Origin of the sequence: Bradyrhizobium sp. JR4.3, from assembly GCF_040547695.1 — a bacterium.
Lineage (GTDB): Bacteria > Pseudomonadota > Alphaproteobacteria > Rhizobiales > Xanthobacteraceae > Bradyrhizobium > Bradyrhizobium canariense.
Genome location: NZ_JBEPQF010000013.1, coordinates 165886 through 191940, shown reverse-complemented (window position 1 = coordinate 191940; position 26055 = coordinate 165886). Strand labels below are relative to the sequence as shown.

General features: G+C 58.2%; 18 protein-coding genes and 2 pseudogenes. 11 read left to right on the top strand and 9 right to left on the bottom strand.

Going from position 1 to position 26055, the window contains the following annotated elements; translation table 11 throughout:
• Positions 1-34: 34 nt before the first annotated feature.
• The 9 genes and pseudogenes from ABIB91_RS21885 to ABIB91_RS21845 all read right to left on the bottom strand — a co-directional run bounded on the left by ABIB91_RS21885 (position 35) and on the right by ABIB91_RS21845 (position 12904).
• Complete coding sequence (locus ABIB91_RS21885) at positions 35-772, bottom strand: outer membrane protein (RefSeq protein ID WP_354165275.1); 738 nt, start codon at positions 770-772, stop codon at positions 35-37.
• 2599 nt (positions 773-3371) lie between these two features.
• Positions 3372-4595 (bottom strand): annotated as a pseudogene (gene nodC, locus ABIB91_RS21880) (chitooligosaccharide synthase NodC); the annotation flags it as partial.
• Positions 4592-4926: pseudogene (locus ABIB91_RS21875) on the bottom strand (chitooligosaccharide deacetylase NodB); the annotation flags it as partial. The pseudogenes nodC (ABIB91_RS21880) and ABIB91_RS21875, both read right to left, overlap by 4 nt.
• A 1028-nt stretch (positions 4927-5954) precedes the next feature.
• Positions 5955-6305, bottom strand: coding sequence for a hypothetical protein (locus ABIB91_RS21870; protein WP_354165277.1), 351 nt, complete (start codon positions 6303-6305; stop codon positions 5955-5957).
• A 669-nt stretch (positions 6306-6974) separates the two neighbouring features.
• On the bottom strand, positions 6975-7223 hold the full coding sequence (locus ABIB91_RS21865) for a hypothetical protein (RefSeq protein WP_354165280.1): 249 nt from the start codon (positions 7221-7223) through the stop codon (positions 6975-6977).
• 351 nt (positions 7224-7574) lie between these two features.
• Complete coding sequence (locus ABIB91_RS21860; RefSeq protein WP_354165283.1) at positions 7575-7886, bottom strand: hypothetical protein; 312 nt, start codon at positions 7884-7886, stop codon at positions 7575-7577.
• Entirely contained in the window at positions 7877-8458 is a 582-nt protein-coding gene (locus ABIB91_RS21855) for an ABC transporter substrate-binding protein (RefSeq protein ID WP_354165287.1), read from the bottom strand. The genes ABIB91_RS21860 and ABIB91_RS21855 overlap by 10 nt, the downstream gene beginning before the upstream one ends.
• Positions 8459-9086: 628 nt before the next feature.
• On the bottom strand, positions 9087-9791 hold the full coding sequence (locus ABIB91_RS21850) for a MerR family transcriptional regulator (RefSeq protein WP_354165290.1): 705 nt from the start codon (positions 9789-9791) through the stop codon (positions 9087-9089).
• Between the two features lie 2168 nt (positions 9792-11959).
• Complete coding sequence (locus ABIB91_RS21845) at positions 11960-12904, bottom strand: LysR family transcriptional regulator (protein ID WP_354165293.1); 945 nt, start codon at positions 12902-12904, stop codon at positions 11960-11962.
• 111 nt (positions 12905-13015) lie between these two features.
• Between ABIB91_RS21845 and ABIB91_RS21840 the strand changes: the two genes are divergently transcribed.
• The 11 genes from ABIB91_RS21840 to ABIB91_RS41745 all read left to right on the top strand — a co-directional run bounded on the left by ABIB91_RS21840 (position 13016) and on the right by ABIB91_RS41745 (position 24955).
• Positions 13016-13768, top strand: coding sequence for a response regulator transcription factor (locus ABIB91_RS21840; protein WP_354253284.1), 753 nt, complete (start codon positions 13016-13018; stop codon positions 13766-13768).
• Complete coding sequence (locus ABIB91_RS21835) at positions 13765-14397, top strand: NodA family N-acyltransferase (RefSeq protein ID WP_085399767.1); 633 nt, start codon at positions 13765-13767, stop codon at positions 14395-14397. Before ABIB91_RS21840 ends, ABIB91_RS21835 begins: the two co-directional genes overlap by 4 nt.
• 14 nt (positions 14398-14411) lie before the next feature.
• The gene (gene nodB, locus ABIB91_RS21830) at positions 14412-15071 is read left to right on the top strand and encodes a chitooligosaccharide deacetylase NodB (RefSeq protein ID WP_502917008.1); all 660 of its coding nucleotides are present in this window, start codon (positions 14412-14414) and stop codon (positions 15069-15071) included.
• Complete coding sequence (nodC, locus tag ABIB91_RS21825) at positions 15068-16423, top strand: chitooligosaccharide synthase NodC (protein ID WP_354165309.1); 1356 nt, start codon at positions 15068-15070, stop codon at positions 16421-16423. The genes nodB and nodC (ABIB91_RS21825) overlap by 4 nt, the downstream gene beginning before the upstream one ends.
• 24 nt (positions 16424-16447) lie before the next feature.
• Positions 16448-17077 carry a nodulation methyltransferase NodS gene (nodS, locus tag ABIB91_RS21820; protein WP_354165312.1) on the top strand — a complete coding sequence of 210 codons (630 nt, stop codon included), beginning with the start codon at positions 16448-16450 and terminating at the stop codon, positions 17075-17077.
• An 11-nt stretch (positions 17078-17088) separates the two neighbouring features.
• A complete protein-coding gene (gene nodU / locus ABIB91_RS21815) occupies positions 17089-18801 on the top strand; it encodes a nodulation protein NodU (RefSeq protein ID WP_354165318.1) in 1713 nt (570 codons plus the stop codon).
• Between the two features lie 4 nt (positions 18802-18805).
• Positions 18806-19720, top strand: a complete 915-nt coding sequence (gene nodI / locus ABIB91_RS21810; RefSeq protein WP_354165325.1) for a nodulation factor ABC transporter ATP-binding protein NodI — start codon at positions 18806-18808, stop codon at positions 19718-19720.
• Positions 19721-19723: 3 nt separating this feature from the next.
• On the top strand, positions 19724-20512 hold the full coding sequence (locus ABIB91_RS21805) for an ABC transporter permease (protein ID WP_354165332.1): 789 nt from the start codon (positions 19724-19726) through the stop codon (positions 20510-20512).
• Between the two features lie 194 nt (positions 20513-20706).
• On the top strand, positions 20707-22710 hold the full coding sequence (locus tag ABIB91_RS21800) for a carbamoyltransferase family protein (protein ID WP_354165339.1): 2004 nt from the start codon (positions 20707-20709) through the stop codon (positions 22708-22710).
• 189 nt (positions 22711-22899) lie between these two features.
• Positions 22900-23874 (top strand): nodulation protein NodZ, encoded by a 975-nt coding sequence (locus ABIB91_RS21795; protein WP_354165343.1) that lies wholly within the window; start codon positions 22900-22902, stop codon positions 23872-23874.
• Positions 23875-24754: 880 nt separating this feature from the next.
• Positions 24755-24955, top strand: a complete 201-nt coding sequence (locus tag ABIB91_RS41745) for a hypothetical protein (RefSeq protein ID WP_502917007.1) — start codon at positions 24755-24757, stop codon at positions 24953-24955.
• Positions 24956-26055 lie beyond the last annotated feature (1100 nt).

Below are 26055 nucleotides of genomic sequence, written 5' to 3'. Positions count from 1 at the left end.
GGCCGGGGCTTTCGATGCGCGTCAGAACGACAGATCAATATTTGAGAAGAATCGGACCGCCGAACTTATAGTTGAGCCGCGCAGTCAGAAGATCGAAATCCTGACGGATGCGATCGATCCCACCAGCGGGCGCGGCGAAGTTCACCGTGGCCGGCTGCATGAATAGGTGATCGTATTCGAGGCCAACCGACCAGTTCGGTGCGAAGCCGTACTCGATTCCCGCTCCCAACGCGCCGCCCCAAAGAACGTGCTCGCTGTTTCCAAGCCGCGCGCCCGTGAGGGTGGAGTCGATGTGATAGGTGTTGCTCGTCACTGCGGCGCCGCCTTTGGCATAAAGCAGGACGTTGTCCAACGTATAGCCGATCTGCCCCGTTACCAGGCCGAACGCATCAATGTTGGTTTTGTTGACATCCGAAAATGCGACGCTGACATTCGAGCCGGTTAAATCAGCCCAGTTCCCTTGGCCTTCAACACCAAGCATGATCTGGCCCATCTGCCATCGATAGCCGATCTGGCCACCGACGGTCATGCCGGTCGCGTCATGACAGCCCTCGGGCGTGCCGCCATTGAAATCCCAGCAATTCGAGCTTGAGCCCAATCCACCGTTCATACCGAGATAGTAGCCGCTCCAGTCGTAGATTGCAGCCGTGACAGGCTGCGGAGCTATGGTGTAGAGAGGCTGGACGGGCTGCGCAGCCAGATCCGCGCCAAAGGCGGGCGCCACCGCGTCAAGCGCCACAATGCTCACAGTCGCGAGCAACAAGTTCTTCATTTCTACTCTCATGTCTTGAGTGCCTCCGAGCCTCGTACGTATTAACAACGTCTGCGCGAATTGCTGTAACTGCATCGCAACATTCGCGCCGAAAGGAATGTTCGAACCGAACGCTGCGTGAGGTTGCGGCATTCCAGATCATCTTCAACCGCTTCGCCGTTCGATCGTGTACCAATGTAGGTGGCTTGATGTGGACGAGAAGCGGGCTGCTGATCTCAGCGGATTAAGCGCACCGCAAGCCAGATGATACCCAGCCACACCGCAGCCGAGAAGAGCAAAGCGCTTTGCAAAGTCCTTGCTCTTATATTGTGGCGCCATCGAAGTAGCTGCGATGAGCAACCGGTGAAGCGCCTGCCCCGTACAACAGCTATCACTTCATCGTAATCTGTGAATCGGAAGAGAGAGCGATGCTTGCGAATATACGCCAGCCGCTCAGCGGGTGAGAGGCACCCTGCCCATGCCTCCGATGCCTCATCTTCAAAATACCTGCTATCCTCAAGGAGTTCGGCGAGACGCTCGTCAGGCTTCATGATGCATCCGTTGTACCGACTGTCGCGGATCGAGTTCTACGAAGAAAGCCTAACCTTCGAAACCTCTCCGTTTAAGTAGGCTAGTTCAGCGAATCGAACTTGGCCAGGAAGCATTGGTCAAGGTCAACGCAGCGTTGATCCTGACGCGAGATAAAATTCGAAGTCGTGCGAAGGGCTCTGGTTCTCTCTTCGTGCCCAGTGCAGATCGCGACGGGTGTGAAGCGCTGTAGATGCGCTAGCAGAGTGAAGGGGCTCCCTGTCGACACTGCCGCAATCGTACTCGCCGTCGCATTCAGCTCAAGCGCCAGCTCACGTGCCAGACATATCTTCTCCGCGGTTCGCACCAGCGCTGATTGGAATTCGGTCCGGCAAGGGCTTCTGCACATGGTAAGATCACACAGATGTACGTTGTCAGACCGGGGCCGGTTGCGAATCCACCGCCGCCGACCCGATGATCCGTGAAGGGCCGACTCGCAGTCTTCACAGCTCATTGTCTCGGGTCAAATCGGCGATCGGACATACGTTACACCGTGCTGTTGGGACGGACTCCACGCAAACACGCGCGTCGCCTCCACGCTGCCTTGCGAATCTGTGCTCAACGAACTGGCAGCGGAGGGGTTCGCGCTCGCGTGGCGGATCGGCAATTTCCTTGTTTGAACGAAGCCGAATGCAGCGTTGGGAACCACGACGTGCGAGAACTCGAAGCGGCGGCGAAGCAGAAGTGCCGGAATGAAAGAAAGCACCATAAAGCCTGGCCCGCTCACGTCGTTTGCGGGAACGCCAGCTGCGCACAGCGTAGCCTAATCCAAAGCTGCCGAAGAAGATCATGGTGAGAAAAAGGAGTGCTGTCGTCATTCGATGTCTAAGCCGGAGGATTGCTCTGATGCGTTACGTCATTCCCGCCATCGGTGGTTGACTAGTTGGTCGGCGCGAGGCGGCGGATGCCTCGTTCCTACAACGTGACGCTACGTACGATTCAAGTCCCTTCGGCTACTCCCAGCCAAAATGTATTCTAACGTGAGGTGGCCTGCAGCAGCAGTGTGCGCGAGCCAGGCATAGTCTGCAGATGCGCGGAAGAGCCCACGCCGTGATCGTTGTAGGAATCGACATTCGTGATGTGCTGATACCTGTGGTTTGATCAGAGTGGTGCGCTTGTCTCGGCAGCATCGTCCCACCCGGCCTGGGGGAACGGAGAAGACGTTCGGCGGCAGCTGAAACGTGGACGAGGTTATCCATCTCGCTGCGCAGTCGGCGTGCTGTTAGGACGCGTGGACCATTTGCGTGGGGGCGGCCGGTAGGCGGTCGCATTGCAGTGCAAGGCGTACCGCATTCATCCTCTGAGACCCGAGGGCCTGAACTACGGGGTTCTTGCCTTGAGGACACCGAAGAAAGTGGTCCCACCTGTCCCGCGGCCGGCCTGCTGACGAGACGAATCTGTTAGGAAAAGCAGGCTGCCCGTATACACATCGCTCGGCGATCTCGAAAGGACTGCCGGTTATCAAAACTGGGGTGATGCCTTCTTATTACCCGCTCGAGTGATTTAACCTACGCCCTCACGCAGAATTCCGCCAGGTGCTAGGCGGAACCTCGATTTGACTAGAAGAGGAAGAGTTGAACGTGTGATCAATCAAATCGCCCAGAACGCAGGCGCCATGATTTGGGTCGGACTTGACTTCACGTGTCGCTCCACGAGCTAGAACAAGTTTGGCGATTTGCGTACGATTGGCGATAGTACGGCGATCTGGCGGTAAAGCTGCGACTACCTCGTCGAAAAGTTTAGCTAGGATGCGGAGGTCTTCTGGATAGAAGAGTTCACCGTGTTGTTCCGCTGGGATTGTTCGCCTGCTGGCGCTCGCCTCGCCTATTGCGCCGAGTTCCAGTTTTGCCGCGACCAGTTCGCTTGTGAGTTCGTCGAGCAGCTTGACCGCGCCGAGCGCGAATTTGTCTTGGCAGATCAGTTGAGCCACGACCTCCAATTGGAAAGCAATGCGGTGCTCGAGGTGCTGAATGCGCGACGTGCAAACAATCTCCTTCGGTTTATCCGTTCTGGGGGCTGGGTGCAAGAAGTGGCCATGCCTTCCATCTTCATCCGGCAAATCTGCTGATCTGCGCGAGAGCCAGTCGCTATTGCTCAAGGTACCGAGCGCATAGGCTTTCATCGGCAACAACAGGAAGATGTTGATCGGGGTGTGCAGCGCGAAGCCGAGAAATCGAAGCTCGCCGGCGCGAAGGGCCGCCACGCTGCATCGAACCATGGTCATCGCGACGATGGTCAGACCGGTCCACCAGGGCACGCTGTCCGTGAGCGCAAGCTGAGCTAGCGCAGCAATCGACGAGATGGCGAGCAGCAGCGGCCCGAGGTTCTGTCCGAGCACATCGAGCGTGAGATACCGATCGAGGCCGGGCAGCAGGTGCAAACCGAGTAGCGTGTCGCGGTAAGTGCTCCGCGCCCAGCGGAGCTGTTGCCGCAGATACGGCAAGAGCTTGTCCGGGACCACCGTGGCGGCGATGGCGTCCGGAACGTACTCGGTTCGAAATCCTGCCTTGAGCATGAGGATCGTCAGATGGCGGTCCTCACCGAAGTCGCTCGGCTTTCCTCGGAAAAACTGCGTCTCGTACTGGTCGAGCAACAACATGAGCGCGGAACGGCGGTACATGGCACACGGCCCACAGCAGCACATGACCGCACCAAACCGCGTCTGCGCCGCACGCTCCTCGTTGCAAGCCAACCAGTACTCCATGTCGATCAATCCGGTCAGCCAGCTGTCGTTGCGGTTGCTGGCCGTCAATTGACCCATGGCCGCGCCGACGGCTGGATCCTGCATCTTGCGTACGAGCTTGCTGACAACATCGCTGGCGATTTCCGTGTCGGAATCGACGTTAAGCACGAGGTCGCCGAATGACCGGCGTATCGCGGCAATCTGCGCCTTGCGCTTTCCGACGTTGCTTGGCAGCAGAATGACGCTGACCCTCGGGTCATGCGCGTAGCTTGCGTGTACGGGTGCCACTGCACCGACATTTGCGGAGCCGTCATCGACCACATAGACCTGCAATCGCCCTAGGTAGTCCTGGCCTGCAATAGACTTCAGGCAGGCCGCCAGCGTGCGCGGGTCCTCGTTGAAGCAGGGCACGATGACATCCACGCTGGGCAGAGCACCGCTGTTGACCGGGTCGTACGGCGGCAATGAGGCGTCGGTTCGCACCGCATAAAGCGCCTGCGCGCTCTTATGGACGCTGGAGAGCAACGCGTAAGAGGCAACAGCAACGGTGCTGATGGTGGCAAGCAAGGTCATGGGCATTGATCGATTCGGTTAGGTTGACGAAGCGACCGGATTGCAAATCCACGGTCGTGCAGTGCTGGAATGAGCTGGGCGAGCGCCATTACGGTCTGGTCGCGCCGACCAGCATCAGGGCGGCGTCCCAGCTCGTCGGGAGGGCATCCGTCGTGCAGGAGCACGATTGCCCCCGGCTGGACCGAGGCCAGCACTGCGGCAACAATCGCCTCGACGCCGGGACGAGCCCTGTCTTGCGGATCGACTGACCAGGGCAGGGCCGCCAGATCGGCCTTCGCCGAGTGGCGAGGGCCTCCTTGGTCCAATTCCCATACGGCGCACGCATGTGCCGCGGCCGCGAGCCTACATCGGAGACACAGTTCCTTGTTGGCTCGCAAGGGACTCTCGATCGGCGCGACGCCGGACCTGCGCGTCAAGCGCAGCCATCCGGGCTCAGGCTGCCAGAGCGCTGCACCAAACGGCGCTAGACCGCCCTTGTCGCTATTGGCTCGCGCTGCGAGGCTCCTACTAAGGTTGGCTAGAGATCTGAAGGCGAGCTGCCCATGCTGTCTCATGGCTGATGTTGGGGCCGGATTAATCCATGCAAGAAGCTCGCGCGTGCCACGATGGCGAGACCAAGACTTGCCTCTGTCTGAACGCCAGTGGTGATCATGTGCTGGCGCTTGCTCGTCATCCCCACATTGCGTTGAAAATCGCGAATACGTCGCCACGCGCCTGATCCCGAACATCCTTGCTATAGCCGGCGGCTAGCTATGTGGATTCGGAGAATATTGGTAAAATCTATTGTTTTGATGGGAGGTATCCATGCTGCGGATGGGCCAAGAGGGATTCATCAACGTCGGGTTGGTGAGCCGGTCCTCTTGATCCAATTGATCAGGCGCATACCGAAGAATAGCTCAACACGCGATCTTCGTTTCGGTGAAGCTCATCGCCAAGCATCGAAGCCATCTCGCGAAAACGCGAACCATGATGCTTGAGTTGAATCAACTCGAGCACTGCTTCCCACGAACAGAGTCGAGCCCTCGTCACTGTCCCATGGCGACGAGTGACCGGCCCTTTTTGATGATTAAGCTACAGAGCTGAGGGGACTCGCATATCGGCTCGACGCAGAGGACGTCAAAGATGGCCAGAGAGAGCCTGCTTCCGGATGCTTGAGCCAAACCCGAGCCCGCAGCATTTCGGCAGGTTCCAACCAAGCGTGCCGGCCCCAGCAGACATTAGATTTATCAATTAGCGAGGTCGCTATCGCTCGATTCCACCAGCTTCAAAGCGCCTCAAGAGCTCAATCGAAGCGCCTCGGCTAACATCAACAGTGCGCCGCCAAGTGTTGCGGCGGGCATGGGTGGAACGGTGCATGGATCAATGCATCTTGCGATTGGCGCTGCAGATACCGTCTCGGCTAAGAGGATCCTCAGTGCGGCGCGGTTCGCTGGTCATGAACATTTTCGTTGCAAAGTCGAGCGACCTGGATGCTCGGTCGCGGACCGCCTGCGGCAAATCAGGAGTCGCGTCGATCGCAGCGCGCGCGTCGCTCATAATCGTATCTTTTGCGGAAAGAAGCTTTGCATCTAACATTGCGTGAAGCGTCTCTCGAACATCAGGTGAGATCGAGCTGTCTCCATCGATCAATTCTCGAAGTTTCCCAAACATACGTTCGACTGCTACCATAGAACTGAGGACTGATATCAGACTTTGTGACATCATTGCCATCTCCTTCTCCAGCCAGATTGTGGCGACCGTTCCAGCGAAATCAGATCCGTTCTCGTCTGACACCGGCGCGCGAGGCGACCCAGAAACAGGCGAGTGACTGGGATACAATTTCTCTGCTAGGCCCCAGGGGCATGAGACGTAGGTTGCTAGGGGAGCTCGCAAAGCGTGCGATTTGCGAGCAAGGTATTTATCGTTCCTGTGCTCTAGGCCGTAACCAGGGCGCGTGCGGTGGCTCACGTCCAAGATCGACATCGAGATGGTTCTGTTTGCCACACTGCCGCCAGCGGCATCGGAATTGGACTTCTCCAGCCGGGCGCCCACCCTTCTCCGTTTGTTCACTGGGATCGCTCTGCTAACCAGGCGAAATTGACTGAGTGATCCAGCTACGCAACGGTAGTCATCCGATACCCGCCCACGCATTTTGTGGTTGCATCGGTGCATCGAGATTGAGCCTCCCGATCTGGCGGAGGTGTGTTGGCCGTGCGCCCACGTTGACCTTGATCGATCTCTTGACTGTCCATCGACCGACTGGTCGAGCTCAGAAGAGATGCTAACTTAAACGCACATATCATTTTTTATGCCGGAGTCCGTGTCTCGGATTGGTTTCACTTCGTCTGTCTTACTCTCCTCGTCCCTGCACGGCTATGCTGTGCAAACCGTGCATTTCACCTACCACCGGCCACCGCGTTTCTCTGCGCGCAACTTGCCGCGGCGGATCCGAGAGAGCACGGCTTCGGGGCTTATGTGGTTCATCGCAGCGAACCGCTGAACAGTGAGGTAGTCCTCATCGAGAGGTCGCGGGGTGCTAATGCCGTGCTCGGCCAGCAGAATGCGCAGCGAAGCCAACTCTGCCAGCACGACATCGAGCTTACGCGCGATCTCTTCGCTCTGAGCGGAACGCTGCCGGGATCGCGTCACGACAGGTCCGCGCGAGCAATAAGCCGCACCTCGGATTCGTGTAGAATGCGATCGACGAACCGGCCCGCCAAAGCGGAACGAGCGTGAGCCGACTTACCTGACCAGGCAATCCACTGCTTGGGTAGTGTCGAAGCACGCAATGTGGAGGACAGGCCATCCATTGCCGTTACGCCTCCCGTTTGGTGATGCAGTCCAAAGGACCGAGTCCGCGTCGAAGCCGTTTGGACCGCAAGAGCGGCCTTATAAATGCATTCGGCTCCGGTACTCATTGGCCTCGGCGTTGCCATTTTTTGCCTGGTCAAGAGCGAAGTTACTGGGATGGCTGTTGGGGTCACCGTCACTGCTGTGCCGCTATGAGCTCGGAGTGACTTGCCGTTGCCTATTGAGGCAGGCATCAAGCGTCAGAGATCCGAAGGCGAGCGGGCAAATAAGATAGTTGGCCCCTGCCTCTTCCAGATGATCGAGAAAAGTTTGGCGCACCGAAGCGCCCGTTCCGACAACGTACAGTTCACGGTGGATTGCGGCATCCAAGGTCAGGGGCAGGTCGGATGGAGGCGGGATGTCATTGAGCTCGTACAGGACCTTAAAGTGTTTGAGCCATGTTTCGTAGGCTGGCGCGGCGAGCGAACGGGCCGCTGCTTCAGAGCTTGCGATTACGACCATGCGGAGCAATGCGCGAAACGGTGCTGAACCGCTGGCGTCACGCTGCGCGCTTCGATGAGCGTGATAGCGATCGCTGACCTTGCGAACGGCAGAGGAAGGCCCCATGCACGCCGGACTTGCGCCATTTGGCGCCGCCCAAAGGGCGGACTCTGGCGGACTTGTAGCAATCCATGTCGGGGGACAAGGAGATTCGTCGAGCCAGGTGAAATCTGAAGCACCTTGGCTTCGGCGTATATGTCTGAAGCCGGAATCGACGAAGATGAACAAAAGTGCCCAAAGACAAGCTTGATCCCGTCAGTTGTAAAGCGATTGGCAACAGCGACGGCCTGCTTGGGATCCCATGCGTCGTCGGAAGTCCTCAACGCGAGCTTTGTGTCAGGCAGCAGACGCGATGCATTTATCGAATCCACTGCCGCGGACGCTCCGTCGCGTATCTGCGCGACCAGCGCCGCAGTGATTTCCATCATTGGGCCCGCTACCGCAATGTAAGCATCTTTTGCCCAGGCGCTCGAACTTAGGATTGAAGAAAGGAGCGCGGCAGTTGCAAGCCTATGAACGGGAAGAATCGACATGTGGAGCTCCCGATATGGCGCGACTTCTTGATCGGCTTCGCCGTTGGTACGACGCGGCGACCAGCAGCCCGGCGCAATGATGTTTGAATCGAACTCGGGTTGGTACGAACGGCTCAAGTTGTGCGAGGCTCATCCATAAATATCCGGCGGGCACGGACGAACGGACCTTACGGGACTGGCCAGGAGGGCGTTCTCTAGGCGTCAACAGGACCCATATCGAGCATCCTGCCGGTGCCCCGTAGACTCATCAATCTCCTGTGCGCGGCAGATGTGTGCCGACGAGGCGCTTGAAAGGCCCGGACGATCATCCACCGACTTGTTCTCGCCGAGGCCTCTCACCTGGAAATTCCGAAAGCGATGCCGATCATTGGAGTCTCCATCGGTCTAGCCGACGCTCTGTCCGCCCCGCCGCTGAGACGATGCGTGCGTACGAATCAAGTACTTCGAAGCGTGCTCGTCGAGGTTGGTTGCCAAGAGCCACAGAGCCAAAGACCCAAAAAGTCCCAGACCAACGCAGATTCGAAGGCGAAATGCTAGCGGCTAACGATCGTCCTCAGGCTCGAAGGGGCACTATCAACCCATTGGGTTTAAAGACATTCCGGTAACCGATTGCGTGCGCAACCGGGCGTCAACTCTCTCCGAGCTGGTCCTCTAGCGCGGCGAGGGCGAGATCGAGGTATTGCATGAGGCTCGCATCCCAGCCGGCGAGATTGTGTGGTTCGGTCAATCGCGTCAGCACCTTGAGTACCATTGAGACAGTCGAATCAGCTCCTCCGATCTCAGTCAGCAGCGAACGGGCCTGACGCGCGACCGCTTTTGCTCGTTCACTGCATGGAGGCTCGCCCTGATCCATGCAACTTCGTAGCTCGTCGCGAATCTTCCGCCACCGTTCTGCGTTAGCGGCGCACATCGCCGAGAGGGTAGGCTCCTCAATCCGCGACATTGCGTCTAACGTGGCCGGCAGTTGGTCGACACTGACTTGTGTCTCACCTTGCGTCGTCATACTGCGTATTCGGTCCCTTAATAATGTCGCCTGCGCGACTTCACGTTCAATCCGCTCCAGATGGTTGCGCAACAGGTCCGTGAGAGACGTTCGCCCCTCGATTGCTTTGCGGATCTCAGGAAGTGAGAAGCCGAGATTACGCAGCGCGAGAATCTGAGTGACGCGTTGTAGACTTTCATGGTCGTACATGCGGTGACCGCCATCGGTACGTTCCGAGACCATCAGCAACCCGATATGTTCGTAGTGATGCAGAGTGCGTACGGTTACACCGGTCGCCTCTGCAAGTTCTCCAATGCGCCATCGGCGCCGTCGTGGTCTGGCGTTTGTCATGGTCCTCTATTTACATGGCTACAACCTGACGCCACGTGAGAATCAAGTTAATTCAATGATCTAGATGATGGTCTCTTGCTGCGTACCGCAAAAGGACTAAGAGCACGCTGTTGATCAAGCGGCCGAGACAAGTGCAAGCATCAAGTTCGCCAGCGACCCCAATTCATCTCTCGCTGCGCGTTGCAGAACAAGTCTCGCGATCGCCGCGCGGTTCTCGCTGGTTCGCATGCATGTCGGTAAACACGTGATTGCTTGATCAAAAAGGTGTCCCAACATCGCGAGATCCTCCGGATCGTAGACTCCACTCGACTCACCCAAGAGTAGGCTCCTTTCATTGTCGCACTCGCGCCGCACGTGACGAAGCCGTTTGGCCGTGGTGGGGCAAAAACGAGACGGAGCGGCGACGTGCGCGAAAGAATGTGTCAGGAGGAGCCGCGTGATGCCGTTGTGCAACACGGCGTACGCTTCCTTTTGTCCAAGGCGTCGCTAGCTGAAACTATGTAATTTCTCCTGGATGCTGCCGCAGCGGTGGCAATCTGCTGTCTGATCGGCGCGAGAAGCGACCGCCATGTGCATGCAGCTCCGCTTGATCTTTAGATGCTGCTTCACGAAGCGGCGGACCCAGACACAGTCCTGATCAGATGGGCCTCTTTCGGTCGCAATCCTTCCTGTGATGTCCCTCGTTGAGCCTGGCGCTGATTGGTAAATCATCGCAAATCAGTTCTACCGCCACGTCGTGGCGCGCCGCCGGCTCGGCGCCTATGGTAGTCCGGTTGAGATGGCATTGTGGGCGCGAAGGCGTTGCTCGCGCATGGAGGAGGATGATGCTATAGGTTGGAGGAGGATCTTAATGCGCATCTTAAGACCATACTCAAGCCAAAGACCCCTCGAATCAGAGGGGCAGTTTCTGGGGATTCACCGCAAGTATCCTATCGAACATAGGCTCGAAGTTTCTCCTGTCGCGGTATTGGCTTGCTCGTCCGGCAGCTCACTCACTCAATATCATCCTCGAGCGGTATCGCTTTGGGTGCGTGCTTTGAGCATAGATGCTTCGGGGAAGATAGACAAATGATGTTACCGCGCCGAAGGAGCCCATCGGGCTCAGCGGTGAGGGGTAGCAACTCGAGACCGACGGCGGTGGCACCGCGCGCGTCACGCCACGACACTTTCGAAAGGACACTACTGTCGCGAGATCCGAAAGAAGCACCCCGCATACATCATCAGATTTGGCTTGGGTGAACAGGTCGGCCGAAATGATCAAAAACTATAGCTGGAGCAGGCTTGGCGAATGGAAGCGGCGAGCCCCTCCCTTCCGTGCGCAGACATTGGCACAGTTGCCGTCCTCTCATCATAAACACTCATCACCGAAACACGCGCGCAGCGGGACCATGCCCCGAGCTCATGGCCTGTATCCAGCTTGAGCCTGCGGCCAGCGACTTTGCGGTTGCGCCAGATCATCCCGGATCGAGCACAATAAGGGTAAGATAAGCGCCGTTGAGATGACGTGTCCCAACCTCCATTCCAGCCTTACGCAATGCCTCTCACTTGCCGGTTGGCTCTCCCGAGTTTAGGTCAGCTCGCGTTGGGCTTCGCGGGCGCGACCGTGGAGGGCGTTGGCGTTCGGCAGAACAAGCTGTTCCGACGCAAACAAGCTAGCATCGCCCCTGTCGGTCGCCCGCCACATAGACGTCTAGCTACTGGTGTGCTTCGGCATTACTTCGATCGCCGGGTCTGTTGACGAAGGAGAATGCGCACCGTCAGGCGATGAGCGGTGCGGGTGCGCTACCAGCGTCCACCTTGGGCCTTGATCGCAGTGCTGGTCTACAACCTGACGCGGCGTGCGATTCAAGGGAATTTTAGTGCGGAGGCCGGATATTGTTCACCTGACTCGCCGGATCATTTCGCCAGCTCTGTGCTCGACTCACATGGACCGGCGCGATGCAGCCGGCCCGGATCGGCGGAAAATCATTGCGGAGCGCCGCCGAGCGAGCGAGCGAGCTGTATGAGGCGCAAGATCGTCCTGGCAGCGCGAGATCAATAGCGCCAACGCCCCGATCAAACCGCGCTCAAGCGCGCCAATTTCGACCCTTGCCCAACGTCAGTCAGAGGACCGAAGCTTCGAGAAGATCTGGTTAACCGAGAGAAGGTCGCAACCGGCCCGAACAATCCTACAACGGGCTGTGAAATTGGCTGGTCTCGGGCGGAGAGACCATCGTGGATGCCTCTTGGAAGAATATGTTGCGCATCCAAATGCTTGCGGGATCAGTATTATGAATCGCGGGCCATTGCACGGCCTCGGTGAATGTCAGAAGTCGCAACGGAGGTTCGACAACCCGCAGGGGCATCGTATTTGCGAAATGGCTGACGAGTCTTGAGGGCATGCTCGCGATACGGTTGGTGCCCAATAACATAGGCGGAATCATACCAAAGCCTTGCACAGCGACCTCGGTGCGTATTTTGAAACCATGCTCGAGCAAGAGCCATTCGCGGAAGGAGGGCCTCAAGAAACGTCCAAATTGAGCTTCCACGTGCCCGATTGACATGTAGTTCTCGAACGTAAGTCGCGATGTCAGCTGCTTGTTCATGGGGCAGCCCACGCAAACGAAAGTGTCCTCGAACAGTGCCGCCTTTGGATGCGCACTCGACATGAACATCTCCGGATACATCAGAAAATCAACTTCACCGCGCCGGAGTAGCTCATCGGGTTCCTCTGAAGGTGGCCGCAATTCGAAGCGGATTCTAGGAGCCTCCCGCACGACGCGGTCCACGATTCTTCGAAAAAAAACGACAGTCATGAAGTCGGACAGGATGATCTTGAATCGCCGAGTCGATTGAGACGGATTGAAGTCGTCCGGAGAAATGATGGAGAGCTGAATGTGAGCGAGAGCCTCGCGAATCGGGGCTGCGAGCGCTTCAGCCCGCGGCGTTGGAACCAGTTTTCGGCCCCTCATCGTGAATAGCTCATCTCGAAAGGAAGTGCGAAGCCGCGCGACGGCGGCACTCATGGCAGGTTGACTGAGGTTGATGCTTCTTGCCGCCGCGGTGAGGTTGCCTTGCGTCACCAGGGCGTCGAACGCGACGAGGAGATTCAGATCGAGGCCTTTGAAACGCATGATCCTGAGTGATCCACGGTGTGAATGTGTTCTATCGATACAATCGATTTTACCATTTGTACCGAATGAGGATAGCAAACGATGGTTTAGCGAGAAGTCAGATCAATCAGAATGGTTACAAATCGTTGCGCGTCTCAGCCCAGCGCAAGGGATCGATCAAGACGTCTGGACCGTGCGGTCGCAGGTTCGCGCATGTTGCGCAAGCCATATCTCGCCGAGTTCGGACGGGCCGGATCCGCAAACTCGCGTGGGCGTATACGACGAGCAAACCATCGTTTGGCTTTGCCAACCCATTCTATATCCGCCGTGTACCGCCGTAGAATTGAGCGAACGCTCAACTTGGCCGTAGATTTCCGTCCAGTCGGACCCTCCCGGTTGCGGGTGCCGAATGTGTTGTGGCCGCAGTCGATTGGATTGCGTCCTTGCTGGGGTGAAATCGTGCGGAACATGCAAACGAAGGCGTCCTTGGCGAATCTGATGCGAGTTGCGCACACGCTCGATGTGGTCGCAATTGTGAATGCAGATCGGTCAGTGCGTGAAGCTCTCACGGATGTGGTGTTTTCCGCGGGCTACGTGCCAGAACCCTTTGAGAGCGCAGACGGGTTCTTGAAATCGGGTCGCCGTTTGATCACGTCGTGCTTGATCGCGGACATGCAGTCGAGCGTGATGAGTGGCCTTGAGCTTTTCCATCATCTGGTTGCATCCGGAGGCGCGATTCCCACCGTTCTGCTCACAGACCACTCCGGAGACCACGGGAGCCGAGTCCTGCAAGCTGGACTCCAGTTCCTGAGCAAGCCTTTCGAACGTAGCGAACTGCTGGCCTGCGTCAGGAGCCAAATAATGAATAGGAACTACTCTCTATGAACATGATCGCGCCTGGGTCCACACGAGGTGTTTCGGCGCGCCCTCCAGTTCGTTGGAGGCTGTGCTGGGAGAATGAGCTTCAAATTGCTGACCATATCGAATTGTCCGACTTCTTCCGCAAGACCTATGGTCCGACCGGGGAATTCAATGCAAAGCCCTTTGAAGGTCATCGAAGCTGGGCCGGCGCAAGGCCTGAGATTCGGGCAATTGGCTACGATGATCGTGGCGTCGCGATTCACATCGGCGCGCTGCGCCGCTTCATAAAAGTTGGTGAGGTCGATCTGCTCGTGGCTGAGCTCGGATTGTACGGGGTGCGCCCGGATCTCGAGGGGCTCGGAATCAGCCACTCCATCCGCGTGATGTACCCCGTATTGCGAGATCTTGGCGTGCCATTCGGCTTTGGCACGGTCCGATCTGCCCTGCAGAAACATATTACCAGACTGCTCGGGCGACAGGGCTTGGCGACTGTTCTACCAGGGCTCCGCGTTCGGTCTGCTCGTCCGGATATCTATCTCACTGTGCCTCCGACGCGCGTGGAGGACGTGGTCGGCCTCGTTCTGCCGATTGCCAGGCCAATGAGCGAATGGCCGGCCGGTGAGATGATTGAACGGAACGGGCCAGAGCTGTGACGTCAACAAACGACATGACTGAAGCGCGGAGCGACTACGCCGAGGCCGGCGGAGAGCACTGCGTCTATCTGACCTTTGATGATGGTCCAAACCCGCATTGCACGCCGCCTATCCTGGACGTGCTGGCGCAGCATCGGGCCCCCGCCACCTTCTGCGTGATCGGTGCATATGCAGCGGGCCAGCCCGAGCTGATCCAGCGCATCATTGCTGAAGGGCACGAAATCGCAAACCACACAATGACGCACCCGGAATTGTCCAAATGCACGCCGGATGAAGCGCAATACGAGATCCTTACCACGAACAAGGTCATCGGAATGGCCTGCCCCCGAGCCTCTGTGCGGCACATGCGCGCGCCGTACGGGATATGGACGAAGGAGGCCCTCGCCGCGTCGGCGAAGGCTGATCTAGCAGCCCTGCACTGGTCAGTCGATCCGCAAGACTGGGCTCGTCCCGGCGTCGAGGCGATTGTTGCCGCAGTGCTGACCTCGCTGCAACCGGGGGCAATCGTGCTCCTGCACGACGGATGCCCTCCCGACGAGCTGGGACGCCGCCCTGATGCTGGTCGGCGCGACCAGACCGTAATGGCGCTCGCCCAGCTCATTCCAGCACTGCACGACCGTGGATTTGCAATCCGGTCGCTTCCTCAACCTAACCGAATCGATCAATGCCCATGACCTTGCTTGCCACCATCAGCACCGTTGCTGTTGCCTCTTACGCGTTGCTCTCCAGCGTCCATAAGAGCGCCCAGGCGCTTTATGCGCTGCGAACCGACGCCACACTGCCGCCGTGCGACCCGGTCAACACCGGTGCTCTGCCCAGCGTGGATGTCATCGTGCCCTGCTTCAACGAGGACCCGCGTACGCTGGCGGCCTGCCTGAAGTCTATTGCAGGCCAGGACTACCCAGGGCGATTGCAGGTCTATGTGGTCGATGACGGTTCCGCAAATGTCGGTGCAGTGGCACCCGTACACGCAAGCTACGCACATGACCCGAGGGTCAGCGTCATTCTGCTGCCAAGCAATGTCGGAAAGCGCAAGGCGCAGATTGCCGCGATACGCCGCTCATTCGGCGATCTCGTACTCAACGTCGATTCCGACACGGAAATCGCCAGCGATGTTGTCAGCAAGCTCGTCCGCAAGATGCAGGATCCAGCCGTCGGCGCGGCCATGGGTCAATTGACGGCCAGCAACCGCAACGACAGCTGGCTGACCGGATTGATCGACATGGAGTACTGGTTGGCTTGCAACGAGGAGCGTGCGGCTCAGACGCGCTTTGGTGCGGTCATGTGCTGCTGTGGGCCGTGTGCCATGTACCGCCGTTCCGCGCTCATGTTGTTGCTCGACCAGTACGAGACGCAGTTTTTCCGAGGAAAGCCAAGCGACTTCGGTGAGGACCGCCATCTGACGATCCTCATGCTCAAGGCAGGATTTCGAACCGAGTACGTTCCGGACGCCATCGCCGCCACGGTGGTCCCGGATAAGCTCTTGCCGTATCTGCGGCAGCAGCTCCGCTGGGCGCGGAGCACTTACCGCGACACGCTACTCGGTTTGCACCTGCTGCCCGGCCTCGATCGGTACCTCACGCTCGATGTGCTCGGACAGAACCTCGGGCCGCTGCTGCTCGCCATCTCGTCGATTGCTGCGCTAGCTCAGCTTGCGCTCACCGACAGCGTGCCCTGGTGGACCGGTCTGACCATCGTCGCGATGACCATGGTTCGATGCAGCGTGGCGGCGCTTCGCGCCGGCGAGCTTCGATTTCTCGGATTCGCGCTGCACACCCCGATCAACATCTTCCTCCTGCTCCCAATGAAGGCCTACGCACTCTGTACCTTGAGCAACAGCGACTGGCTCTCGCGCAAAGTAGCGAAATCGGACGTTGATGGATCGAAGGGCTCGACCGAAAAGGCGACAACTGGACCAAGCCTTAACCCAGGATCGGGAACGCCTGGTTCAATTCGCAGGGCAGGTCGTTTGCGCGCCTCCCAGCGACTGATCGCGTCGGATGACGTTGCGGCCGAGACTGAATAAGCAATTTTGTAGAGGGATAAACTCGTGGGTGTTGACAACACATATCAATCGTTAGAACGGGAGCTGGCTAACGACGACCCGTGGCGGCTTGACGACAATCCGTTCGAACGTAAGCGTCACACCCAATTGCTGCGGCTATCGCTGTCGGACGGCGCCGTCTCAAACGGCCTCGAGGTCGGGTGCGCGGCCGGTGCATTCACAGAGAAGCTTGCTCCTCACTGCAAACGACTCACGGTCATCGATGTTATGCCGCGAGCGATCGGTCGAGCGGTCCAGCGGACCAAGAGGTGGTCGCATATCAGCTGGGCGGCGAGCGATATTCTGCAGTTCTCGACCGCAGAGTTGTTCGATCTGATCGTGGTCGCTGAAGTTCTTTACTATCTCGAAGACATGACACAGATGCGTATCGCGGTCGACAATATGGTGAAGATGCTTGCTCCAGGTGGGCATCTGATCTTCGGATCTGCACGTGATGCCACCTGCAAGCGATGGGGGCATGTCGCTGGCGCCGAGACGGTCATCGCGATGTTGACTGAAGCGCTCATTGAGGTCGAACGCGCGCAGTGCCAGGGGCAGTCAGCTGACGAAGACTGCTTGTTGGTCCGCTTTCACAATCCGGAGCAATCTTCGGTCCGTCTTAACGGCCGAGCTTGAAAGGAGCCACTATGCGTATCTGCGGTATCAAGTTGACGCATGACGGGGCAGTCGCTCTGATCGAGGACGGCCGGCTGGTGTTTTGTGTCGAACAGGAGAAGCTGAACAACAATCCGCGTTATCAAACCATTGACAACCTGGATGCGGTTGTTGGCGCCTTGGCGGAGCACGGGCTGGATCCGAGCGATGTTGATCAGTTCGTCATTGATGGCTGGGATGGAGAGTTCGAATCGCAGTTTGAAGTCCTTAGTGGGCCGACGACCGTCAAGCTCAAGGGCGCGCCGTATGTCGAACGGCACGGCGACAGCCCCCTGACGTCCCGCGATCGCATCGGCCTCATGCTAGATGGGAAGCTATATCCTTATCAAAGCTATCCCCATGTCACCGGGCACGTAGCATCCGCATACTGCGCCAGCTCGTTTGCCAAATCCGCACAATCTGCTTTCTGCTTGGTGTGGGACGGCTGCATGTTTCCACGCCTCTACTATGTCGAGCCCCACGGCATCCGTTTCATCGAATGCCTGTTTCCGATGATAGGTCACGCCTATGCGACGGCAGGACATCACTTTGGACCTTACAGGCGGGTGGACCGGACCAGTTGGGATCTCGGTATAGCCGGCAAGCTGATGGCCTATATCGCGCTGGGATCGCCCGACGGGGATATTATCGAGACGTTTCAGGAACTCTATGAGGCGCACTTTGCCACGCATGCTGACGGCGCTTGCCGTGAGCTTGCAGAAACCAACAGCTCACGATTGCCACTTGAAGCTCTGCACGACTTCTTCGATGCGTGCGCACTGCGATTGAAGGCCAAGCAAGCCGAAGACGTCCTTGCGTCATTTCACGTCTTTCTAGAGCGTCTGCTGGTTCGCACAATTTCTGATGTTGTGCAGCGGCACTCGGATCTTGCGGGGGCGCGTAACCTCTGCATCGCCGGCGGCTGTGGCTTGAATATTAAGTGGAATAGTGCATTTCGTGCGACCGGCCTGTTCGATGCCGTGTGGGTGCCCCCCTTTCCAAACGACAGCGGCTCAGCCATCGGTGCTGCTTGCTCTGCACTGGCGGCACAGCAAGGCTTTAAAGCTCTGGAATGGTCGGTCTACAGTGGGCCGGCCGTTCGTCCCAGCGAAGTCCCGACCGAATGGGAGAGCGCGCCCTGCACGATGGGCGAACTTGCGGCAATTCTCGCGGGCGGCAAGCCGGTCGTCTTCCTTGCTGGACCGGCCGAGATCGGACCACGAGCTCTGGGTGGCAGAAGCATTCTCGCAGCCGCGACCTGGGAAGGAATGAAAGATCATCTCAACGACATCAAACTTCGCGAGCATTTCAGGCCGGTAGCGCCGATATGCCTGGAGGATCGTGCCGCGGAGATTTTTAGCCCTGGCGTACCCGATCCGTACATGCTGTTCGATCACCAGACGCGACCGGAATGGCGGGACAAAATTCCCGCCGTCGTGCATCTCGATGGATCTGCCCGCCTACAGACGGTTTCCAGAACCTCTCCGCATAAAGTGGCCGAGCTTCTCATCGCGTACGAGAAGCTCACAGCCATTCCGCTGCTTTGCAATACCAGCGCCAATCTGCATGGACGCGGCTTCTTCCCGGATGCCGCCGCCGCGTGCCAGTGGGGACGCGTTGATCACGTATGGTGTGACGGCCTGCTTTGGACAAAAAAGCGCGCGACCCAGGAAGCGGCGCGAACAACGTCCGTCGCGATGGCCTAAGCGAATGTCAACCGCGGCAGTCGACCTTTTCGAGGTGAGCAAGTCCTACAACGACAGGGTCGTCGTGGACGCTGTTTCGTTTACGGTCTCGCCGGGAGAGTGTTTCGGTCTGCTGGGACCAAACGGCGCGGGTAAAAGCACGCTTGCGCGTTTGATCCTGGGTGTTGCATCGCCCGACGCAGGTAAGATATGCGTGCTTGGCGAGCCGGTGCCGACACGTGCGCGCTTGGCGCGCCGGGGCATTGGGGTTGTCCCACAGTTCGACAACCTTGATCTTCAGCTGACGGTGCGCGAGAATTTGCTCGTTTTCGGTCGCTACTTCGCCATGAGCGCGACCGAGGTCAAAGCGGTCACGCCGTCACTGCTCGAATTCGCCCGCCTGGAGAACAAGGCGGATGCCCGGGTAGGCGAACTGTCCGGTGGCATGAAGCGGCGCCTGACGCTGGCTCGTGCCCTCATTAATGACCCGCATCTCTTGGTGCTAGACGAGCCGACGACCGGCCTCGATCCGCACGGCCGTCACCTGATCTGGGAACGCTTGCGCTCGCTATTAGCGCGCGGCAAAACAATTCTTCTCACCACCCATTTCATGGAAGAGGCGGAGCGATTGTGCGACCGCCTATGTGTGCTTGAGCACGGCCGCAAGATCGCCGAGGGCCGGCCTCACGCGCTGATCGAGCAGCAGATCGGCTGCCAAGTGATCGAGATTTACGGTGGTAATCCGCATGAACTGCTGCCGCTGGTCAGACCCCAAGTGCAGCGCGCTGAGGTCAGCGGAGAGACGTTGTTCTGCTATGTCAGGGATCCAGAGCAGGTGCGCGTCCGGCTTGCCAACCGCGCGGATCTCCGCCTTCTGCAGCGTCCTCCAAATCTGGAGGATGTCTTCTTGCGGCTAACCGGGCGAGAGATGAAGGACTGAACGATGTGGCAACGTTTTGCGCCGGCGCTCCCTGCTAATCCATGGAACTGGATCGCGGTATGGCGCCGGAATTTTCTGGTCTGGCGGAAAGTCGCTTTGGCATCGATTCTTGGGAATCTGGCCGAGCCGATGAGCTCTCTCTTTGGCCTTGGTTTTGGCCTTGGAATGATCATCGGTGGCGTCGAGGGGACCTCATACATCTCGTTTCTCGCCGCTGGCATGGTCGCCACAAGCGCGATGGTCTCCGCAACCTTCGAAACGATCTATGCGGCCTACGCTCGCATGCAGACAAATTGCACATGGGAGGCAGTGCTCTGTACGCCCCTTACGCTCGGCGACATTGTTCTCGGTGAAATGGCATGGGCAGCGAGCAAGGCCTTGCTCGCCGGGACGGCGATTACGATTGTTGCCGTCGCACTGGGTTATGCCGAGTGGTCATCCGTCCCCTATGCGTTACCAGCCATCGCCCTCACTGGCGTTACGTTCGCGAGCCTCGCAATGGTCGTTTCAGCACTTGCACCGAGCCACGATTATTTCATCTTCTACCAGTCACTCATTCTCACGCCCATGATGTATTTGAGCGGGGCGATCTTCCCAATGAGCCAGTTGCCAGGGTCATTTCAACGCATAGCCGCCTTCTTGCCGCTGACTCATTCGGTCGATCTCATTCGTCCAGCAATGCTCGGACGGCCGGTCGACAGCGTCGGCTTGCATGTGGGCGCACTTTGCATCTACGCGGCGTTTCCCTTCCTCGTCTCGGCCGCGCTGCTTCGGCAACGGCTGATGCGGTGAGAGGAACAAGACCTCAAGCGAAGCATTGCGTGGACGAGATCAGATATCGGGCGTAACGCGATTCGCGTGCGACGCTTATGTGGGCCTTTGTCACGCTAGCAATGCCGGATCTGCCCGCCGCGATGTACGGTCTACTTGCAAGGCAAGCGATACGAAATAGGCCAACAGGCCTCTCAGGATGAACGGAGAACAAGATGCTGTGTCTAGGACTGAGTGGCGGGCTCGATAGGGTCTATGAAAATCCGCTTGAACTACCGAACACGTTTCTGCACGACGGCGCCGCAGTACTTGTCAGGGACGGGCGCGTGATCGCTGCCGTTGAAGAGGAGCGCCTCAATAGGATCAAACACTCAAACAAGCTCCCGAGCGGTGCGATTCAATACTGTCTTGCAGCTGCGGGTGTGGAGCTTCGCGACGTCGATCGTATTGCGTTCTACGCCACCGAACCCTATTGCAACGCGATGCTCGAACGGCTGTTCATCTCACAACCGGAGATCTCAATTCCGCTAAATGCCAATTTGCTATTACGGCACCTTCTGGCGGCGGAGTTCGGAACCGAAATTGATCCGTCGCGGGTGTCATTCGTAGGCCACCATCAGGCCCATGCCGTGAGCGCTCTGGCGATGTCGGGTTTTGAAGAAAGCCTGGTTCTCGCGATCGACGGTTGCGGCGACTTCCTCTCGGGTCTCTTGGCGGTCGGGTCGGGTACCGAAATGACCGAGCTTATGACGTTTCCAGAGAATAACTCTCTCGGACTGTTCTATCTGGAGACGATCCGATATCTCGGTTACGGCTTGTTCGACGAGTATAAGGTGATGGGACTGGCTCCTTACGGAGATCCCGCACGCTATCGCGAGCTCTTTGCCCAATTCTATGAGCTCTCCGCAAACGGTGGCTACCGCATTCACCTCGACCGGATCGGTCCGTCATTGCTGCGCAATATCGAAGTCCGGCGAAAGGGAATGCCGTTCACGCAACAGCATCAAGATGTGAGCGCATCGTTGCAGGAGGCGCTGGAACGGATCGTGTTTCACATTCTTCGGCACTACCGTGAGTCGACGGGAATGAAACGGTTGTGCCTGGCCGGCGGGGTCGCCCACAACTGCACTCTGAACGGAAAACTCCTGTATTCAGGCCTCTTCGATGACATCTTCGTGCAGCCGGCTGCGCATGATGCCGGATGCGCATTGGGCGCGGCACTGATGGTGTCGAATGAGGCCGGACAGCCTGCGCCCCGCGAGCGACTCCAGGCGGTTTATTGGGGGCCAGATGTCGGCACCGACGACAGCATCGAACAGGAACTGAAGCGATGGGCCGGACACCTGGAGATGGAACGGACCGCTGACGTCGCAACCAGAGCAGCCGAGTGGATCGCTGATGGCGCCGTGATCGGGTGGGTACAGGGCCGATCCGAGTTCGGCCCTCGTGCGCTCGGCAATCGCAGTATTCTTGCGGACCCGAGGCCCGCCGCAAACAAGGAGCGGATTAACGCGATGGTCAAGAAGCGCGAGAGTTATCGACCATTTGCGCCGTCGGTTCTGGAGGAGGATGCGGGCGCGTTCTTTGAGTTGCCGGATGGTCGCGCAGAATATCCCTTCATGAATTTCGTCGTTCGCGTACGCGAATCCAAGCGTGCTTTGCTGGGGGCGATCACGCATATCGATGGTACCGCTCGGCTGCAAACGGTTTCCCGCACGAACAATGCCGCCTATTGGGATCTCATCAATGCGTTCAAGTGCCGGACAGGCGTCCCGATTCTGCTTAATACGTCATTCAACAACAATGCCGAACCTATCGTCGATTCCGTTGCCGATGCGATTACGGCGTTTTTGTCGACCGAGCTGGATGGTCTTGTGGTCGGGTCATTCCTCGTCAAGAAACGGGCAACAACGCTCGAAAGCTGGACTGAACTCGCTGTATCACTGCCGCCCCATGCATCTCTTTACCGGGTTCGCGCTCATGCGGGCCGAGAACGCCAGGAGACAGTCTGCGAGATCCGCATGGGGCACTCCAGCCATGACAGCGTGCGCGTCTCGCATGACCTGTTCGACATGCTGATGCAAATTGAGAAGGAAGCTGTTCTTGCCGATCTTCTCGCAAGAGTCACCTCTGATAGGACCAGGCGCGAAGGTCTCCTGAACGAACTGCGCGGGCTCTGGGATCAGCGCCGTATTCGGCTGCATCCTGCGCGGTCGTAAAAGGTGAGCAATGCGGAAGAGGGCCCGTGGACGCCTCTTGCATGACCTGCCAATCGCGGTGCCGTGGAGGATAGGCTTGCGGGTTGATCGCCTTGCGTCCAGGTGACCAGCCGTCCATTGGCGGGGATCGGAATCGCAGAAGAGTAGCCACACAAAACTGATCTTGCGCAACGAGAAGGGTTTGATAATTTGACGAAGGAACGCTTTGTTATTTCTCGGAGGCGTACCGGCTTTGGTGATTGCCTCTGGTCGCTGGCGTCAGCCTGGTCGTACGCGCAGCGGACCGGGCGGACGCTCGTCATCGACTGGCGCGGTTCCTGTTACGTCGACCAACCGTTCAGCAACGCCTTTTCGGTGTTCTTCGAGCCGGTTGAGGACTTCGCTGGAGTGCCGGTGATTTGCGATGATCGGGTCAACCAGCTCTCGTTTCCCGGACCGTTCTTCCCGCGGTGGTGGAATAGGCCATCGATCGATTGCATCAATCGCCCGGATGAGCAGATCTTCCGAGAACGTGACGAACTGACCGAGCTGTTCCAGTCAAGAGAAGATAACGAAGCCAACACCATTGTCTGTGACGCTTGCCTGATGTGGCGTTGTGGCGAGGAAGCCGAACGACTGATCTTTCGGAACATCAAACTCAGGCCTGAGATTCGAGCGCGCATCGACGCGTTCTGTGAGGAACACTTTAGCGGCCATAGCATCATCGGCGTTCATGTTCGGCACGGCAATGGCGAAGATATCATGGAGCATGGGCCATACTGGGCCGATTCGGAGCTCGCCCTTCGTCAGGTCTGCATGGCAATCCGTAAAGCCAAGGCTTTGCCATATCCAAAGCCTGTAAAGGTCTTCCTGTGCACGGACAGTGCACAGGTGCTCGATCACGTATCGGGTATGTTTCCCGATGTCTTCGCCGTACCAAAACGTTTCCAGGCCGATCGGGCAGGGCCGTTGCATAGTGCGGAAATGGGAATTGAAGGTGGAGCTTCCGCTCTCGTCGACATGTATCTTCTTGCGCGATGCGCTACCGTGATCCGCTTTCCCCCAACCAGCGCCTTCACGCGCTACGCTCGTCTGCTCGTGCCCCGCATTATTGAATTCGATCTGAGCAATCCGGAACATTTGACCATGATCGATAATCCATACGAGCATTTTGCGGCTTCATGAACCGCCGCGTTGATCGGCTTGCAGTGGTCTCAGTCGGCATTCAAAAGGTGACGCCGTTTCGGCGTTAGCAGCTTCCCCTTTTTGGTGCCCATTGAGACCAACCGCGACGCCGATTGACATTGGTGCCATCTGGTGGGTGCCTCTCAACAAGAGGCCTGCCCCTTTGCGGCACGTGATCGAGTGCGGCGTTCGGTCAGAGCTTATATTTGACATTTCCAGAAGCCGCTGTTTGGAGCGTAGATCAGGTCCAAATCTCGACAGCGGGCGCATGGGCTTTTGCTCTCGGCGCTCGCTATTCTGGTCTCGCTGGTCACACTGCCTTTACCCAAGTCGGGCTGTTTACAGCAGGTCGGCCGCGCAGTCCCACCCGATCTTGCGGGTTCGTGGCGACGTTTAGGTTTGGTACGCAGGGGCATGAAGCAATGATTGGCCGAGCCTAGTGAAGCCCGTCGACCGGGAGCCGACGCTGCAGTAGCAGGCCCCGTCGCCTCGAGCCAGCAACAGCCCTTCCGTTTTTTGATCCGGCGGACGTAGCAGAACCGATGCGCGAGCTTCGTCAAGCCGAGTTGCAACCTAATTTCGTCGACTTGAGCCAATTCTGATTGGTTTGTGCGTCGGGGAGAACAGCTAGTCGTCAGCTAAGCAATTTATGGGTATCTCCCGCGCCTTGCTGGCCTGAACCGAATGCAAAAAATAGGAGAGCGAACAGTTATGTATGGTCGAATTGGTGGATCGTCCGATAGCGCCTACACGCATGACGCCAGCTGGCAAACCGATGCGGGAACCGAAAGCTTCGCTGACACGTTTGCACAGATGCGCTTAGACGAATCGACTTCTGGCGGAAGCTCATCTTCTGCGGGAGCACCAGCGTACTTCCTGAATGACAGACCTCCAAGCTGATGGAGGCATGGTACTCGATCCTGCGCAGCATCCCGACAAGTGGACGAAGAACAGTGCCGGTGAATGGCAGCGTGCGGACAAACCTCGACTCTATCTCTCCAAAGCTGAGGAGAACAGGAGCAGTGATACCGAGAGCGCACCAGGTTCCCCCAGATACGCGTACGAGGATGATTTCATGTGACCAGCACTGTTGTTGGATGTAGCCGCAATGATGGCGGCCGCATCCGACTGCAGGAGTCCCATGCTCACGGCCGCGTGAAGCGGAGAGCGTGGTTTAGTTGACCACGAAAGCCAGGGCACGAAGCTTGCGGCGCGGCATTGAGTGCTGGCCGCCAGCTACGTGTTGGCGGGCCAAGGCGATCGCGCAGGCCGGCCTGGCTGAGCCTGACGTCGACCGGGGAATGGCCGACCGTGCTCGCCGATTCCAAAATCCGGCGCCCATCACCGCGACATCGTCGAGACCCAAAACGACCGCGAGTGAGGCCGCGACGATGCTCAAACAACCCGCGCTTCTCTGCCTCCGCAATCCCGACCAGTTCCGAGGACGCGAGCGCTACCAGTTCAGCGCGCGGACCAAAGGGGTGCCTTATTCCACGCCGAACCACTTACCACGAGGCTGCTCGGGCTAATTAATGGCCTGCCGAGATCATCGGCCTGATAGTGCTGGCGTCGACCCATCTGCTGGGCGAGGTATATCGCAGAAACGAAACGGTGGTGATTTTCGCCCCGGGTGCGACGCCTGGTCGGCCGACCGCTAATACGGCTGCTTGTGCGACGGATGCTATGCCGGCACGATCAGGCGTACGGGTGCGAAGCCTCGGCCAATACCACGAGCGCTAGCGGCTTGGCTTCGTAGTGCTTCGTGCCACCATGCGTAAGCTGTGTCGTCCGGAAGGGCTTTGGCCGTATCATCATCGCAGCCAAAAACTGCCATCCCCGGGCAGACGGCGAAGAGCACAGTGATTGTTGTCCGGCCTTCAACGCAGCAGGCCAATCACGTGTGAATGTTCCAGCAGCAAGAAGGGCGCGCCCGGTGGATAGATCGCCTTTGCTGGGCCATCTGTTTGCCACTAGCTAGTCTTCTTATTCATTCATGCGCCCATCGCGTCCCTTTTGTAGGACCTTGCGAACAGCAAGACCCCAGGCCCATCGTATCGGATTGATCAACAGCCGCATGTGCGCGCGCGCACAGCGGTCGAGAAGGAATTGCACGAACTAGCATCGGTCCTGATCTCCGCCAAAGGGAGCTGATCTATCTTCCCTGGCGAATGAGCCTCAGGC

What these genes read in the sequence shown, in the direction of transcription:
- ABIB91_RS21885 (WP_354165275.1), bottom strand. Translation starts at nt 772, where the DNA reads ATGAAGAACTTGTTGCTCGCGACTGTGAGCATTGTGGCGCTTGACGCG.
- ABIB91_RS21870 (WP_354165277.1), bottom strand. Translation starts at nt 6,305, where the DNA reads ATGGCAATGATGTCACAAAGTCTGATATCAGTCCTCAGTTCTATGGTA.
- ABIB91_RS21860 (WP_354165283.1), bottom strand. Translation starts at nt 7,886, where the DNA reads ATGGTCGTAATCGCAAGCTCTGAAGCAGCGGCCCGTTCGCTCGCCGCG.
- ABIB91_RS21855 (WP_354165287.1), bottom strand. Translation starts at nt 8,458, where the DNA reads ATGTCGATTCTTCCCGTTCATAGGCTTGCAACTGCCGCGCTCCTTTCT.
- ABIB91_RS21850 (WP_354165290.1), bottom strand. Translation starts at nt 9,791, where the DNA reads ATGACAAACGCCAGACCACGACGGCGCCGATGGCGCATTGGAGAACTT.
- ABIB91_RS21845 (WP_354165293.1), bottom strand. Translation starts at nt 12,904, where the DNA reads ATGCGTTTCAAAGGCCTCGATCTGAATCTCCTCGTCGCGTTCGACGCC.
- ABIB91_RS21840 (WP_354253284.1), top strand. Translation starts at nt 13,016, where the DNA reads ATGGTTACAAATCGTTGCGCGTCTCAGCCCAGCGCAAGGGATCGATCA.
- ABIB91_RS21835 (WP_085399767.1), top strand. Translation starts at nt 13,765, where the DNA reads ATGAACATGATCGCGCCTGGGTCCACACGAGGTGTTTCGGCGCGCCCT.
- nodB (WP_502917008.1), top strand. Translation starts at nt 14,412, where the DNA reads ATGACTGAAGCGCGGAGCGACTACGCCGAGGCCGGCGGAGAGCACTGC.
- nodC (WP_354165309.1), top strand. Translation starts at nt 15,068, where the DNA reads ATGACCTTGCTTGCCACCATCAGCACCGTTGCTGTTGCCTCTTACGCG.
- nodU (WP_354165318.1), top strand. Translation starts at nt 17,089, where the DNA reads ATGCGTATCTGCGGTATCAAGTTGACGCATGACGGGGCAGTCGCTCTG.
- nodI (WP_354165325.1), top strand. Translation starts at nt 18,806, where the DNA reads ATGTCAACCGCGGCAGTCGACCTTTTCGAGGTGAGCAAGTCCTACAAC.
- ABIB91_RS21805 (WP_354165332.1), top strand. Translation starts at nt 19,724, where the DNA reads ATGTGGCAACGTTTTGCGCCGGCGCTCCCTGCTAATCCATGGAACTGG.
- ABIB91_RS21800 (WP_354165339.1), top strand. Translation starts at nt 20,707, where the DNA reads ATGCTGTGTCTAGGACTGAGTGGCGGGCTCGATAGGGTCTATGAAAAT.
- ABIB91_RS41745 (WP_502917007.1), top strand. Translation starts at nt 24,755, where the DNA reads ATGACAGACCTCCAAGCTGATGGAGGCATGGTACTCGATCCTGCGCAG.